The sequence below is a fragment of the Streptomyces thermocarboxydus genome, from assembly GCF_024760485.1.
GTDB classification, from domain to species: Bacteria; Actinomycetota; Actinomycetes; order Streptomycetales; family Streptomycetaceae; genus Streptomyces; species Streptomyces cellulosae.
In genome coordinates, this window is record NZ_CP058273.1 from 6,772,306 (window position 1) to 6,787,317 (window position 15,012).

The window sequence follows — 15,012 nt, forward strand, 5'->3', positions numbered from 1 at the left end:
CGTCACTCTAAGGCGACGGTTCGTGACGGGGCGAGAGTCGGGACGCCGGTTTTTGTTGAGCATTAATCCGTTGTGCGTCCGCCGCCCGTCTGGTCCACTGCCGGAAGACCCGACCAGAAGCGAGGAGAAGGCCGTGCGCGCACCGTTCATGTCCGCCCAGGAAGGAACTCACCACTCTTCGAAGGACATGACGCTTCGTGCACGTGCTCAATCTGGGAATCCTCGCCCATGTCGACGCCGGTAAGACCAGCCTGACCGAGCGGCTCCTGCACACCGCGGGGGTGATCGACGAGATCGGCAGCGTCGACGCCGGCAGCACCACCACCGACACCCTCGCGCTGGAGCGCCGGCGCGGCATCACCATCAAGTCCGCCGTCGTCTCGTTCCCGCTCGACGACATCACCGTCAACCTGCTGGACACCCCCGGCCATCCCGACTTCGTCGCCGAGGTCGAGCGGGTGCTCGGCGTGCTGGACGGCGCCGTGCTGGTGCTCTCCGCCGTCGAGGGCGTCCAGGCGCGGACCAGGGTGCTGATGCGCGTCCTGCGCCGGCTGTCCCTGCCCACCCTGCTCTTCGTCAACAAGATCGACCGCCGCGGGGCGCGCGAGACGGACCTGCTCCGCGAGATCGCGGCGCGCCTGACCCCCTCCCTCGTGCCCATGGGCACCACCGAGCGGCTCGGCACCCGGGACGCCCGCTTCGTGCCCGGCCCGGTGCCGGCCGCCCTGGACGTCCTCGCCGACCACGACGACGGCCTGCTCGCCGCGTACGTGGACGGCACGCTCACCCCGGCCCGGGTGCGGGAGGCCGTGGCCGAGCAGACCCGCCAGGCCCTTGTCCACCCGGTCTTCCTCGGCTCCGCCGTCACCGGCGCGGGCGTCGGCGAACTGCTCGACGGCGTACGGGAGTTGCTGCCCCTGTCCGGCGGCTCGCCCGACGGGCCGCTCTCCGGCACGGTGTTCAAGGTGGAGCGGGGACCCGCGGGGGAGAAGATCGCCTACGCGCGCCTGTTCTCCGGCACCCTGCGCGCCCGCGACCGGATCCCGTTCGGCGTCGGGACGTTCACGGAGGGGCGGGTCACCGGGCTCAGCGTCTTCGAGCACGGCGCCGACAGCCGCGCGGACGCCGTGGAGGCCGGCCGGATCGCCCGGCTGTGGGGGCTGGCGGACGTCCGCATCGGCGACGCGATCGGCGAACCACCCAAGGAACAACAGCGGTTCTTCTCCCCGCCGACCCTCGAGACCGTCGTGGTGCCCGGCGCGGGCGTCGACCCCGGTGCGCTGCACCTGGCCCTCGCCCAGCTCGCCGAGCAGGACCCGCTGATCGGCCTGCGCCACGACGAACGGAGGCGCGAGACCTCCGTGTCGCTCTACGGCGAGGTGCAGAAGGAGGTCCTTCAGGCCACCCTGGCCGAGGAGTACGGCCTCGACGTCACCTTCCGCGGCACCACCCCGCTCTGCATCGAGCGCCCCGCCGGGACCGGAGCGGCCGCCGAGTTCGTCAAGGGCGACGGCAATCCGTTCCTCGCGACAGTGGGCCTGCGCGTCGACCCCACGCCTCCCGGCTCCGGAGTCGACTTCCGCCTGGAGGTCGAACTGGGCTCCATGCCGTACGCCTTCTTCAAGGCGGTGGAGGACACCGTGCTGGCCACGCTCGCGCAGGGGCTGCGCGGCTGGCAGGTCACCGACTGCGTGGTCACCATGACCCACTGCGGCTACTGCCCCCGCCAGAGCCACGCCCACCAGGGCTTCGACAAGAGCATGTCGAGCACCGGCGCCGACTTCCGGGGGCTCACCCCGCTGGTCCTGACGGACGCGCTGCGGCGGGCGGGCACGGTGGTGCACGAACCCGTCCACCGCTTCAGGATCGAGGCCCCGGCGGACACCCTGGGCGCCCTGCTGCCGGTTCTGGGCAGCCTCGGCGCGCTGCCGCGCACCACGGACACGCTCGGCGCGCTCTGCGTGCTGGAGGGCACGGTGCCGGCGGCGCGGGTGCGGGAACTGGAGCAGCGGCTGCCGGGGCCGACCCGGGGCGAGGGCGAGCTGGAGAGCCGGTTCGGCCACTACGCGCCCGTCACCCACGGCCCGGTGCCGTCCCGCCCCCGCACCGACCACAACCCGCTGGACCGGAGGGAGTACCTGCTCAACGTGACGCGTCGGGTGGGGAGTTGATGCCGGCCTTCCGGAGGGTGGCGAGTTGATTCCGGCTCTCCGGGTGCCGGTCAGCCGCCCGAGGGCCCGGTCCAGCCCTCCCGCACATGCCCGAGCCGCACCCGCTGCGGGTGGTCGCCGACCGGGACCGACACGGTCTTCTCGCCCGTCGCGAAGTCGATCGCGGTGACCTGGTCGGCGCCGCTCTCGGAGACCACGCAGGACTCCCCGTCGCCGCTGACGGTCGCCCAGTACGGCTTGGCGACGGGGACCAGCGGGCCGTGCTCGAAGGTGTCGCGGTCGACGACGGTCGCGTAGTCGTCCATGGTGCCCGCCACGCACAGCTTGGCGCCGTCGGGCTTCATGGTGATGCCGTGGTGGCGCGAGTCGTTGACCCAGGTGGTGCGGTCCTCGCTGGTGGCCGGGTTCTTCGGCAGGGTCTTGACGCGGCTGATCCGGTCGGTGGCGACGTCGTACTCGAAGAAGCCGTTGAAGAACGACACCTGGAAGTACAGCTTCGACTCGTCGGGGGAGAAGGCGGCGGGGCGGACCGCGTCCGAGTACCCGGTGAAGCCGGCCGCGTCCAGCCGCTCCCGCATGTCGATCACCCTGACCTGCTCGAACGTCCGCGCGTCGGCGACCGTGATCCTGCGGTCACCCTTCGTGAAGTCCAGCCAGGGCGCGTCCAGGTCGTTGTTCACCTCGCCGATGGACATGTTCCAGATGTAGCGGCCGTCGCGGGTGAAGACGTTCTCGTGCGGCTTGTCGCCGGTCTTGAACCTGCCGACCTCCTCGCCGGTCTCGATGTCCAGGACGTGCACGGTGTTGGACGTCGAGGCGGAGACGGCGACGCGCCTGCCGTCGGGGGAGACCGCCATGTGGTCGGAGCGGTAACCGGACACCGGGAAGCGCCAGTTGACCCGTCCGGTGGCCAGGTCGAGGGAGACGACGTCCGCGAAGCTGGGCCGGGAGACCACCACCGCGGTGCCGTCCGGGGTGGAGTACATGTCGTCGACGAACTGGTCGTGGCCCTCGCCGACGGTGTTGCGGATGCCCATGAAGTAGATCCAGCGGATCGGGTTGGCGTTGATCTCCGCCATCCGCCGGTCCTTGTCGGGGATCACGTTGATCCTTCCGACCCGCCCGAAGTCACCGCCGGACTCGATGACATCGGCGGTGCCGTCCCAGTTGTTGCCCACGAACAGCACCTCCCGCAGGTCCTCGGAGGACGTCTGTCCGGCGGCGCTCGCCACGGCGCCGGGGGCGGTGAGGGTCAGGACGACGGCGGCGAGGGTGCACAGATGCCTGCTGCGGATCGGCATGGCGGGGTCTCCTCTGCGGGTGGGGGCGCCATGAGCGGGACATGCCAAGGGAAGGGAGAGGAATCTGAACAGGCGTGCTTTCAGATTGAACTTACTGAAAAGTAGGGACCGTCAGGGGTTCTCCACAAGACCGCGGACGCGACAAAATTGCCGGGCGCGGCGAGAGGAGAACCGGTGGCGGGCAGACTGAGCGCACCGAGCGGCCGGTACGCCGGGAAGTCCGCGGAGGAGCGGAAGGCCGAGCGGCGCCGGCGCTTCCTCGACGCGGCCCTGGAGCTCTTCGGCGCCGGACCCGGCTACCGGAACACCACCGTCGCCGCCCTCAGCGAGGCCGCCGGACTGTCCACCCGCCAGTTCTACGAGGAGTTCCGCACCCTGGAGGACGTCCTTGCCGCGCTGCACCTCCAGGTCAACGACTGGGCCGAGGCGGCGGTGCTCGCCGCGGCGGCCTCGACGGCGGACGCGCCGCTCGCCGAGCGCGCCGCCGCGATCTTCCGCGCCTACGCCGCCGACGTCACCCGCGACCCGCGCCGCATCCGCATCGCCTTCGTCGAGATCATCGGGGTGAGCCCCCGCCTGGAGGAACAGCGGCTGGCCCGCCGCGCCCGCTGGGTCGACCTGATCTGCGCCGAGGCGGACGCGGCCGTCGCCCGCGGCGAGGCGGCCCCCCGCGACCACCGTCTCGCCGCGACGGGCTTCATCGGCGGCGTCAACGGGCTGCTGCACGACTGGAACGCGGGGTGGGTCGAGGCGAGCCTCGACGAGGTCGTGGACGAGCTGGTGCGCCAGCTGCTGGCGATTCTGCGTCCGCCGGAGACGCCGTAGCCGCGGGAGCCGCTGTAGCCGCGGGAGCCGCCGGGATCGCCGGAGGCGCCGGGGAGGCGGGAGACAGCGGATGCGCCGAGGCCGACTGCGCCGGGACCGCCGGTCGCGTCGGACGTGCCGAACCGACCGGACGCGCCGAACCGACCGGATGTGCCGAACGGACCGGACGTGCCGAACGGACCGGATGTGCCGAACGGACCGGAGGTGCGGAACCGACCGTGCCGACGCCGACCGCTTGACGGAGCGTCAACCGGTCGGCGTCGAGGCGCCCCGGCGGGGCGACGGAGTCAGACGGCCGGCGCGAGGTCCCCCGCGAAGACGATCATCTGGTCGATCAGTCCCCGCCGCAGGTGGACGACGTCGGTCCCGGCGAGCCGGGGACCACCGTCCGGGGTGGTGAACACCCACCGGTACCGGGCCCACTCGTCCGGCATGTCCACCCCCGAGCAGCGGACCATCGTGCCCGGTCCGGCCGGGTGCCGCCGGATGTCCAGCACGAACCGCTCCACCGCCTCGACGCCCTCGCTGCGGCCGAGCGGACCCCAGAGGACCACGTCCGAGGTGAGCGCCTGTGACAGCAGCGAGGTCACGTAGGCGTCGTCGGAGGCGTTGAACGCCGAGATGAACGTGTCGATGGCCGACTGGGCGGTGTCTGCATGCATGCACCCAGTCATACCAGCCTGTCTCACGCCCCGGCCGGGGTCCGGGTGGTGAGGAGATCGGTGAAGCCGATGCGGTCGTAGAAATCGGCGCGGATCCGGTCGGCGACGTCGCTGACCTGTTCCGAGCCGTCGTCCGCCGGGTCGATCGTCACCCGGAACGGGCGCTCGCCCTTCGGTGCGTCCACGACCGCCACGATCGTGCGGGCAACCTCGCCGGGGTCCGCGTCCGGCGGCGCGAGAGCCGCGAGCCGCTTGCCGACGTCGTCCATCAGACCCTCGTACAGCTCGTCGTACGCCTCGGCCGTCGCCGTGTCCGCGGGGTGCATGGCGTGCGCGAAGTGGTTCGTGCCGGAGGTGAAGGAGCCGGGCACCACGATCGACGTGTCGATGCCGAACCAGGACAGCTCGACGGCGTAGCTCTTCGCCAGGTGGTCCATGGCCGCCTTGGCGCCGAAGTACGGGGCGAGATACGGGGGCGTCCCGCCGAAGGTACTGGTGGAGCCCACCCACACGAGCAGCCCGTCCCGGCGCTCCCGCATCTGCGGCAGCACCGCGCGGTTGACCCGCTGCGTGGACAGCACGTTGGTGTCGTAGATCTCGGCGAGCTGCTCCGGAGTGAACGACTCGGCGGGGCCCAGCACCATGTGCCCGGCGTTGTGCACGACCACGTCGACGCCGCCCGCCTCCTCGGTGACCGCCGCGACGGCCGCGTCCACCGACTCCTGCCGGGAGACGTCGAGTTCGACGGTGCGCAACTCGACGCCGTGCTCGTCGGCGTAGGCGCGGGCGTCGGCGACCGCCGGGGCGTTGCGGCCGGTGGTCTGCCGCATCCCGGCGTGGACGGTGTGCCCGGCGTCGGCCAGGGCGCGGGCGGTCATCGCGCCGAAACCGCTGGACGCGCCGGTGATCAGAACGACGTGGGAGGACATGAGGTGCTCCGTCACAAGGAGGGGAGGTCAGGGGAAGACGATGACGCTGCGGCCGCGCGCGGTGCCCGCGTCCATCGCGTCCAGCACGGCCAGGGCCTCGTCCAGGCCGATCGGGGTGACGTCCGGGAGGATGTCGTGCGAGGCCGAGAAGGCCAGGGTGTCGCGCAGGTCGTGCGGCGAGCCGGACGGGGAGGCGCCCACCCGCAGCCGGTTGAGGATCATCGGCTGGGCCGGCAGCACCAGCGGCTCGGGACCGTACCCGCACAGCATCAGCGTGCCGTCCGGGGCGAGCCCGCCCAGCGTCGCCGTCGCCGCCTCGGTCGACGGGGAGGCGTTCAGCACGAGGTCCGCGCCGCCGTCCCACTCCTTCAGCGCCTTCGCCGGGTCCGACTCCTGCGCCGCGACGAACAGTTCCGCGCCCAGTGCCTTCGCCGCGTCCTCACCGCGCCGGGACCGGCCGACCACGGCGACCCGCGCCCCCATCGCGACGGCGTACCGCACGGCCAGCGCGCCCACGCCGCCCGCGCCCACCACGGCGACCCGCGAGCCGGGCCGGATCCCGCCCTGGCGCAGCCCGTTGAACGCGGTCAGCCCGGCGCACATCAGCGGCGCGGCGGCCACCGGGTCGAGCCCGTCCGGCAGCGGGGTGACGAAGCCGGCCTTCATCACCACATACGGGGCGTAGCCGCCGTCGGCGACGATGCCGGTGATCACCTTGCGGGGGCAGAGGACCTGGTCGCCGCGGACGCAGTAGTCGCAGTGACCGCACGAGTCGTACAGGAACTGCCCGCCCACCGCGGCGCCGACCACGGGGAAGATGACGCCGGGGCCGACGGCCGTGACCACGCCGGTGATCTCGTGGCCCGGCACGACCGGGAAACGGGCGAACGGATAGTGGCCGCGCAGCAGGTTCAGGTCGGTGAAGCAGACCCCGCACGCGGTGACCTTGACGAGCACCTCGCCCGGACCGGGTTCGGGCACTTCCAGGTCCTGCAGGGCGAGCGGGGCGCCTGCCCCGACGGCGACGGCGGCACGCATCATGGCGAACACTCCAGAAGATGGGGGAGGGGGAGGCGGGCGGGGGATCGATGCCCCCCGCAGTACGTAACCAGCGTGACCTGGGGTTTCCCGGAGGTCCAATGCTTCCTTCGGTGCCTACGATGACGTGGGCGCATCGGTGCAGGCGGCAGGGGAGAAGGCGGCATGGACGGCGGACAGACGGATCTGGACCTGCGCCGGCTGCGCTCCTTCGTGGCCGTCGCCGAGCGGCTGCACTTCGGGCAGGCCGCGGCCGCCCTGCACGTCACCCAGCCCGCGCTGTCCCGGCAGATCCAGCAGCTGGAGCACGACCTCGGCGTGACGCTGTTCCGCCGCAGCAGCCGGGAGGTCGCCCTCACACCCGCGGGCGAGCAGTTCCTGCGGGACTCACGGGAACTGCTGGCCGTCGCCCGCGCCGCGCAGAACCGCGTCCGGCGGATCGCAGCGGGCGAGGGCGTGCTCAAGGTCGGCTTCATGCTCAGCTCCGACATCACCGCGCCGCTGCACGCGTTCTCCGCGCGGGAGGCGCAGGTGCGGATCGAACTGGTCCGGCTGCGGTGGTGGAGCCAGTCCGCCGACCTCCTCGACGGCACCGCCGACGTCGGCTTCGTACGCCTGCCCGTCGACGCGGAGCGCCTGCGGGTGCTGCCGCTCTTCCAGGAGGGGCTCTGCGTCGTCCTTCCCGTACGGCACCCCCTGGCCGGCGAGGACACGGTCGGGCTGCGCGCCCTCGCCGACGAACCTCTGCTGCGCTACGCGGGCGCGTCCCCGGCGTGGTCCGCCGTCTGGAACGCCGACCCGCGCCCCGACGGCACCCGGTGGCTGCGCGGCCCGGACGTGCACGACATGGAGGAGATCCTGGCGTACGTCCGGGCCGGCAGCGGCGTCGTGATGGTGCCGGAGTCGGTCGCGGCTGTCTTCCCGCGCCCCGACATCGCCTACGTCCCGCTCGCGGACGTACCGCCCGGCACGGTCGCCCTCGCCTGGAACGGCGACCGTCCGTCCCCGCTCGTCGAGACCTTCGTCGACGCGACGGGGACGACGGCGCCCGGTGTCACTCGTCCCACGCCTGGATCAGCACCTGCCCCGTGATCTTGCCGTCGCGCAACGTCAGCATCGACTCCGAGAGCACCCGCACACCGTCCGGGTAGAGGCAGCTCTCGCAGTAGGCGGCGTGATCGCCCTGCACGACGCACGCCTCCAGCGCGTGCGTCATGTCGCGGCTGTAGACGTCGTCCAGCATCGCGGCGATCTCGTCCTTGCCGTGCAGCACCTTCGGGTGGCTCGGCCCGCTGACGTGATCCACGACGCGCAGCTCCGCGTCGTCCGCGTAGAGCGACTTCAGCATGTCGGGCGTGTCCGCCTCGACGCCCCGCCGCAGGGTGTCGGTACCGAACACGGGCTGTGCCGCGGTCGTCATGATGACCCACCTCCTCGGAGGCCCCGGGCCCGGAATCAGGCCACGTAGGCCTCACCTACGAGCGTCCTCCCCGGGACGGGCGGGGGCAAGCGCGACGCCCGGCCGGCGGGGGGTGGGGACGGGTGGCCGCACCCCCTCCGGTGCCGGGCGCCCAGGTGCGGTTTCCCTCTTCAGCCCGCCGTGGCCAAGAACTGCGTAGCCGCCAGCTCCCCGTACAGCGGGTCCGACGTGACCAGTTCCCGGTGGGTGCCGACCGCGCGGACGCGGCCCGCGTCCATCACCACGATGCGGTCCGCCGCCGTCACCGTGGAGAGGCGGTGGGCCACCACCAGAACCGTCGTCGTGCGGGCGACGTCCGCGACCGTGTCCCGCAGGGCCGCCTCGTTCACCGCGTCCAGCTGGGACGTCGCCTCGTCGAGGAGGAGCAGGCGTGGGCGGCGGAGGAGGGCGCGGGCGATGGCGACCCGCTGGCGTTCGCCGCCGGACAGCTTGGTGCCGCGGTGGCCGACGAGGGTGTCGAGCCCCTGGGGCAGGCGGGCGACCAGCCCGTCGAGCCGCGTGGTCTTCAGCACCCGCGTCAGCGCGTCCTCGTCCGCGTCCGGGTTGCCCAGCAGCAGGTTGTCGCGGAGGGAACCCGACAGCACGGGAGCGTCCTGCTCGACGTAGCCGATCGCCGCGCGCAGCTCCGGCAGGGCCCAGTCCGCGACGTCGCGGCCGTCCACCGTGATCACGCCGGACTCGGGGTCGTAGAACCGCTCGATGAGGGAGAACACCGTCGTCTTGCCCGCGCCGGACGGGCCGACGAACGCCGTCAGCCCCTGCGGGGGCACGGCGAACGTCACCCCGTGGTGGACGTACGGCAGGTCCTCGGCGTAGCGGAACCGCACGTCCTCGAAGGCGACCGCCGCCGGCGCGGCGCCGGGGGAGGGCAACGCGGCGGGCGGCGCGGCCGGTTCCGCGGGCAGCCGCAGCGCCTCCTGGATGCGGGCGAGCGCGGCACTGCCCGCCTGGTACTGCGTGACGGCACCCACGACCTGCGAGATCGGCGCCATCAGGTAGAACACGAACAGCAGGAACGCCACCAGCGTCCCGATGTCGATGGCCCCGGTCGCCACCCGCGCCCCGCCCACCGCCAGCACCGTGATGAACGCGAGCTGCATCGCGAGCCCCGCCGTGTTGCCCGCCGCGGCCGACCACTTGGCGGCCCGCACGCTCATCCGCCACGACTCGCGCGCCGCGTCGTGCAGCGTCCGCTCCTCCCGAGGCTCGGCGCCGGACGCCTTCACCGTGCGCAGCGCGCCCAGCACCCGCTCCAGCGACGCCCCCATCACGCCCACCGCTTCCTGCGCCCGCTTCGACGCCCGCCGGATCCGTGGCACGACCACCCCGAGCAGCGTCCCCGCCACCGTGAGCACGCCCAGCGTGACCGCCAGCAGCACCGGCTCCACCCAGCCCATCAGCGCCACCGTGGCGAGCAGCGTGAGCCCGCCCGTGCCCAGCCCGATCAGCGAGTCGGTGGTCACCTCCCGCAGCAGCGTGGTGTCGGAGGTGATCCGGGCCATCAGATCACCCGGCTCGGTCCGGTCCACGGCCGCGATCCGCAGCCGCAGCAGATACGAGGACAGCGTCCGCCGCGCCCCCAGCACCACCGACTCCGCCGCGCGCCGCAGCACGTACGAACCCACCGCGCCCAGCACCGTGTTGCCGATCACCAGCGCCGACATCAGCAGCAGCGCCCCGGTGACGGCCCGGTCGTGCGCGAGGTCGTCGATCAGCTCCCGCGCCACCAGCGGCAGCGCCAGCCCCGTCGCGCCCGTCACCAGCGAGAGCAGGGCGCCGGCCAGCAGCCCCCAGCGGTGCGGCCGGACGTACGACACCAGCAGCCGCCAGGCCGGCGGGCCGGACAGATCCTCGGCGATGCTCACATGCCCCCCTCGGCGTCGGACGGATGTTCAGGCTACGTCGCCCGGGCGGACGCACCGCACGGTGGGCGGCGGAGGCGATCATTCCCGCGTAGGGTCGGGAGACGACGGGGGAGACGGACAGACGAAGGAGTCAGCAGCATGGCGCAGGAAGTACGCGGCGTGATCGCACCCGGCAAGGACGAGCCGGTACGGATCGAGACGATCGTCGTACCCGATCCGGGACCCGGCGAGGCGGTCGTACGCGTCCAGGCCTGCGGGGTGTGCCACACGGACCTGCACTACAAACAGGGCGGCATCAACGACGACTTCCCCTTCCTCCTCGGCCACGAGGCCGCGGGCGTCGTCGAGTCGGTGGGCGACGACGTCACCGACGTCCAGCCGGGTGACTTCGTGATCCTCAACTGGCGTGCCGTGTGCGGCCATTGCCGCGCCTGTCTGCGCGGACGCCCCTGGTACTGCTTCGACACGCACAACGCGAAGCAGAAGATGACCCTCACCGACGGCACCGAACTCTCCCCGGCGCTCGGCATCGGCGCCTTCGCCGAGAAGACCCTGGTCGCCGCCGGACAGTGCACCAAGGTCGACCCGGCCGTGGCGCCGGAGGTCGCCGGACTGCTCGGCTGCGGCGTGATGGCCGGCATCGGCGCCGCGATCAACACGGGCAACGTGGGCCGCGGCGACTCGGTCGCCGTCATCGGCTGCGGCGGCGTCGGCGACGCGGCGATCGCCGGCTCCCGGCTGGCCGGCGCGGCGAAGATCATCGCCGTGGACATCGACGACCGCAAGCTGGAGACCGCCCGCTCCATGGGCGCCACCCACACCGTCAACTCCCGTACGACGGACCCCGTCGAGGCGATCCGCGACCTCACCGGCGGCTTCGGCGCCGACGTCGTCATCGAGGCCGTCGGCCGCCCCGAGACCTACAAGCAGGCGTTCTACGCCCGCGACCTGGCCGGCACGGTCGTCCTGGTCGGCGTGCCCACCCCGGACATGAAGATCGAACTGCCGCTGCTCGACGTCTTCGGACGCGGCGGCGCCCTCAAGTCCTCCTGGTACGGCGACTGTCTGCCGTCCCGCGATTTCCCGATGCTGATCGACCTGCACCTCCAGGGCCGCCTGGACCTCGGCGCGTTCGTCACCGAGACCATCGCCCTGGACGAGGTGGAGCAGGCGTTCGAGCGGATGCACCGCGGCGACGTGCTGCGCTCGGTGGTGGTGCTGTGATGACCGCCCGCATCGAACGCCTCGTCACCTCCGGCCAGTTCAGCCTCGACGGCGGCACCTGGGACGTCGACAACAACGTGTGGATCGTCGGCGACGACCACGAGGCCGTCGTCATCGACGCCGCCCACGACGCCGACGCCATCGCCGAGGCGCTGGGCGACCGGCGGCTGACCGCCATCGTCTGCACCCACGCCCACAACGACCACATCGACGCCGCCCCCGCCCTCGCCGAGCGCACCGGCGCCACGATCTGGCTGCACCCCGACGACCTGCCGCTGTGGAAGCAGACCCACCCCGACCGCGACCCCGACGCCTGGCTGGCCGACGGACTGGTCATCGAGGCCGGCGGCGCCGACCTCACCGTGCTGCACACCCCGGGCCACGCCCCGGGCGCGGTCTGCCTGTACGACCCGGGTCTCGGCACCGTGTTCACGGGCGACACCCTCTTCCAGGGCGGGCCCGGCGCCACCGGACGCTCCTTCTCGCACTTCCCGACGATCATCGACTCCATCCGGGACCGGCTGCTCACCCTGCCGCCCGAGACGAAGGTGCTCACCGGCCACGGCGACCCGACCACCATCGGCGCCGAGGCCCCGCACCTGGACGAATGGATCGCCCGCGGCCACTGAGCCGCCCCGGTCACCCGGACGTTCCGGCGTCCGGGTGACCCTACGGCCGTAAGCGCGGAAAAGGCGACAGAGGATGTCCGGCTTACCCGTCAGGCTCGTCGGCGTACGACGGACCGAGGCACGGGAGGCCATGCATGACACAGCCGTTGCGGGACAAGGTCGCACTGGTGGCCGGGGCGACCCGGGGAGCGGGACGGGGCATCGCCGTGGAACTCGGCGCGGCGGGCGCGACGGTGTACGTCACCGGCCGCACCACCCGCGCCCGCCGCTCCGAGTACGACCGGCCCGAGACGATCGAGGACACCGCCGGCCTGGTCACCGAGGCGGGCGGCCGGGGCATCGCCGTCCCCACCGACCACCTGGACCCGTCCCAGGTGAAGGCGCTCGTCGACCGGATCGCCGCCGAACAGGGCCGCCTCGACGTCCTCGTCAACGACATCTGGGGCGGCGAGACCCTCTTCGACTGGGACGCGCCCGTCTGGGAGCACGACCTCGACAAGGGACTGCGGCTGCTCCGCCTCGCCGTGGAGACGCACGCGATCACCAGCCACCACGCCCTGCCGCTGCTGCTGCGCCACCCCGGCGGACTCGTCGTCGAGATGACCGACGGCACGGCGGACTACAACCGCGACCACTACCGGGTCTCCTTCTTCTACGACCTCGCCAAGTCCTCGGTGCTGCGCATGGCGTTCGCCCTCGGCCACGAACTCGGCCCGCGCGGCGCCACCGCCGTCGCGCTCACCCCCGGCTGGATGCGCTCGGAGATCATGCTCGACCACTTCGGGGTGCGGGAGGACAACTGGCGCGACGCGCTGGAGAAGGTGCCGCACTTCGCCATCTCCGAGACCCCGCGCTACGTGGGCCGCGCCGTCGCCGCGCTCGCCGCCGACCCCGGCGTCGCCCGCTTCAACGGCGCCTCCCTGTCCAGCGGCGGCCTCGCCCAGGAGTACGGCTTCACCGACCTCGACGGCAGCCGCCCCGACGCCTGGCGCTACCTCGTCGAGGTGCAGGACCCGGGCCGTCCGGCCGACGTCACCGGCTACCGCTGACCCCGCCCGGACACCGGAGGAAAAGCCCGGCGCTATGATCGCCCGAGCCGCTACCGTCCCCCCCATGACGACGGACACAGGGCGCTTCGCGGGGTACGGGATTCTCATCACCGGGGCGGCGCGCGGCATCGGCGCCGCCACCGCGGCACGGTTCGCCGAGGAGGGCGCGCGCGTCCTGATCGCCGACGCCGACCCGGAGGCGGGGGAGCACACGGCGGCGGCGCTGCGCGACCGCGGACTCACGGTGGAGGCAGCCGCCTGCGACGTGCGGGACCAGGCGTCCGTCGACGCGGCGGTGGACCGTGCCGTACGCGGTTTCGGCACGCTGGACGTGCTGGTGAACAACGCCGCGCACTGCACGCCCGACGCGCCCCGCTTCGAGGACGAGCCGGAGGAGGAGTGGGCGGCGGACCTGGACGTCACCCTCACCGGCGCCTACCGCTGCTGCCGCGCCGCCCTGCCGCACCTGGAGGCGTCAGGGCGGGGCGCGATCGTCACCGTCGGCTCGGTCAACGGGCTCCAGGACTTCGGCAACCACGCCTACAGCGCCGCCAAGGCCGGCCTGGTCTCCCTGACCCGCACCCTCGCCGGCCACGCGGGGCCCCGGGGCGTCCGGGTCAACCTCGTCGCGCCGGGCACGGTCCGCACCCGCGCCTGGGACGGCCGGGACGACGACCTGGCGGCGGTCTCCGAGGTCTACCCGCTGCGCCGGGTCGGCGAGCCGGAGGACATCGCGGCGGCCGTGACCTTTCTCGCCTCCCGTGACGCGGCCTGGATCACCGGCACCACCCTCGCCGTCGACGGCGGCATCACGGCCGTCAACCCCGCTTTCCACCGGGTCATGGACCACACGGCGCGATGACCGGCCCCCGCGCCCCGCGCGCCGAACGGACGGTGACCGGCCCCACGCCCCGCGTGCTTCCGCGTGACACGACTCATACCGAAGTGCCCGCCGTGCCGGACATAACGGTCCGGTCGCGCGTACAACCGATTTCCCCCGTCCGCCGTCTACCTGGCAGAGTGCGCGGTCCAGCGCACGTTCCCGCGGGAGAGGCAGAACGGACCATGGGGGACTTGAGAAAACGGGGTGTCGTCGCCCTGGGGGTCACCGCTCTGGTGGCTCCGCTCACGCTCGCGATCGGTGCCACGCCGGCCCAGGCGGCCAGCTGCACCACGTCGGCGGGGCCGTACCAGAAGAAGGTCGAGAAGTTCCTCGGCCGCCCGGTCGACGGCAAGCAGTCCGCCGCCGACTGCAAGGCCATCCGCGCCTTCCAGAACAAGCACGGCATCCGGCCCAACATCGGGTACGCCGGCCCCGTGACCTGGGGCGTGATGGACCTGATGAACAAGCAGAGGGCCGTCGGCAAGAACCCGAACAAGGCGGGCAAATGCCCCACCAACAAGGGCCGTATCGCCTGCGTCAACCTCACCCTCCAGCTGAGCTGGATCCAGGACGGCAAGAAGCTCGTCTACGGGCCCGTCCCGGTGCGCACCGGGCGCAACGGCTACGAGACCCGCACCGGCCTGAAGAAGGTCTACTGGCGGAACAAGAACCACGTCTCGACCATCTACAACGTGCCGATGCCGTACAGCCAGTTCTTCGACGGCGGCCAGGCGTTCCACTCGGTCGGCGTCAGCATGTGGAACCCGCCCGGCTCCCACGGCTGCGTCAACATGACCAAGACCGCCGCCAAGAAGTACTGGTCGCTGCTGAAGAAGGGCGACGACGTCTACGTGTACGGCCGCAAGCCGGGCACCTGAGGTCCCCCGGCGCCCGGCCCCCGGGCCGGGCGCTCCCGCATCCCCGAGGGTGTGAACTCGCCCACCTCGCAGCGCAGA

The 15,012-nt window shown here is 72.6% G+C and carries 14 protein-coding genes; 8 read left to right on the forward strand and 6 right to left on the reverse strand.

The features are described 5' to 3' along the window. Window positions 1–197: 197 nt before the first annotated feature. Window positions 198–2,171 (forward strand): elongation factor G, encoded by a 1,974-nt coding sequence (locus AY578_RS30970; protein WP_215047859.1) that lies wholly within the window; start codon window positions 198–200, stop codon window positions 2,169–2,171. 50 nt (window positions 2,172–2,221) lie between these two features. On the opposite strand, the gene AY578_RS30975 is transcribed toward AY578_RS30970, so the two are convergent. Then, entirely contained in the window at window positions 2,222–3,472 is a 1,251-nt protein-coding gene (locus AY578_RS30975; protein WP_136237524.1) for a YncE family protein, read from the reverse strand. 174 nt (window positions 3,473–3,646) lie between these two features. Here AY578_RS30975 and AY578_RS30980 point away from each other — a divergent pair, with 174 nt between their 5' ends. After that, window positions 3,647–4,297, forward strand: a complete 651-nt coding sequence (locus tag AY578_RS30980) for a TetR/AcrR family transcriptional regulator (protein WP_019527197.1) — start codon at window positions 3,647–3,649, stop codon at window positions 4,295–4,297. Window positions 4,298–4,584: 287 nt separating this feature from the next. Here AY578_RS30980 and AY578_RS30985 read toward each other — a convergent pair whose 3' ends face one another. The 3 genes from AY578_RS30985 to AY578_RS30995 are packed head-to-tail and all read right to left on the reverse strand — an operon-like array spanning window position 4,585 to window position 6,929. Continuing rightward, window positions 4,585–4,959, reverse strand: a complete 375-nt coding sequence (locus tag AY578_RS30985) for a nuclear transport factor 2 family protein (protein ID WP_258906552.1) — start codon at window positions 4,957–4,959, stop codon at window positions 4,585–4,587. 23 nt (window positions 4,960–4,982) lie between these two features. Further along, the gene (locus tag AY578_RS30990; protein WP_258906553.1) at window positions 4,983–5,888 is read right to left on the reverse strand and encodes an SDR family oxidoreductase; all 906 of its coding nucleotides are present in this window, start codon (window positions 5,886–5,888) and stop codon (window positions 4,983–4,985) included. Between the two features lie 27 nt (window positions 5,889–5,915). Beyond that, a complete protein-coding gene (locus tag AY578_RS30995; protein ID WP_258906555.1) occupies window positions 5,916–6,929 on the reverse strand; it encodes an alcohol dehydrogenase catalytic domain-containing protein in 1,014 nt (337 codons plus the stop codon). Between the two features lie 162 nt (window positions 6,930–7,091). Here AY578_RS30995 and AY578_RS31000 point away from each other — a divergent pair, with 162 nt between their 5' ends. Then, window positions 7,092–8,018: a LysR family transcriptional regulator gene (locus AY578_RS31000; RefSeq protein WP_258906561.1), complete on the forward strand. Its 927-nt coding sequence runs from the start codon at window positions 7,092–7,094 to the stop codon at window positions 8,016–8,018. On the opposite strand, the gene AY578_RS31005 is transcribed toward AY578_RS31000, so the two are convergent. Together AY578_RS31005 and AY578_RS31010 are read right to left on the reverse strand one after the other, a co-directional pair. Further along, window positions 7,981–8,346 carry a nuclear transport factor 2 family protein gene (locus AY578_RS31005; RefSeq protein ID WP_019527199.1) on the reverse strand — a complete coding sequence of 122 codons (366 nt, stop codon included), beginning with the start codon at window positions 8,344–8,346 and terminating at the stop codon, window positions 7,981–7,983. The two genes, AY578_RS31000 and AY578_RS31005, sit on opposite strands and share 38 nt — an antisense overlap. Window positions 8,347–8,516: 170 nt before the next feature. Next, window positions 8,517–10,271 (reverse strand): ABC transporter ATP-binding protein, encoded by a 1,755-nt coding sequence (locus tag AY578_RS31010; RefSeq protein WP_258906563.1) that lies wholly within the window; start codon window positions 10,269–10,271, stop codon window positions 8,517–8,519. 138 nt (window positions 10,272–10,409) lie between these two features. Here AY578_RS31010 and AY578_RS31015 point away from each other — a divergent pair, with 138 nt between their 5' ends. From AY578_RS31015 to AY578_RS31035, 5 genes are all read left to right on the forward strand, one after another. Then, window positions 10,410–11,495 (forward strand): S-(hydroxymethyl)mycothiol dehydrogenase, encoded by a 1,086-nt coding sequence (locus AY578_RS31015; protein ID WP_028958984.1) that lies wholly within the window; start codon window positions 10,410–10,412, stop codon window positions 11,493–11,495. Continuing rightward, on the forward strand, window positions 11,495–12,124 hold the full coding sequence (locus tag AY578_RS31020) for an MBL fold metallo-hydrolase (protein WP_019527202.1): 630 nt from the start codon (window positions 11,495–11,497) through the stop codon (window positions 12,122–12,124). The genes AY578_RS31015 and AY578_RS31020 overlap by 1 nt, the downstream gene beginning before the upstream one ends. 134 nt (window positions 12,125–12,258) lie before the next feature. After that, entirely contained in the window at window positions 12,259–13,173 is a 915-nt protein-coding gene (locus AY578_RS31025) for an SDR family oxidoreductase (RefSeq protein ID WP_026244173.1), read from the forward strand. A gap of 64 nt (window positions 13,174–13,237) precedes the next feature. Continuing rightward, complete coding sequence (locus AY578_RS31030) at window positions 13,238–14,035, forward strand: SDR family NAD(P)-dependent oxidoreductase (RefSeq protein WP_136237519.1); 798 nt, start codon at window positions 13,238–13,240, stop codon at window positions 14,033–14,035. Between the two features lie 203 nt (window positions 14,036–14,238). After that, window positions 14,239–14,934 carry a L,D-transpeptidase family protein gene (locus tag AY578_RS31035; RefSeq protein ID WP_026244174.1) on the forward strand — a complete coding sequence of 232 codons (696 nt, stop codon included), beginning with the start codon at window positions 14,239–14,241 and terminating at the stop codon, window positions 14,932–14,934. Window positions 14,935–15,012 lie beyond the last annotated feature (78 nt).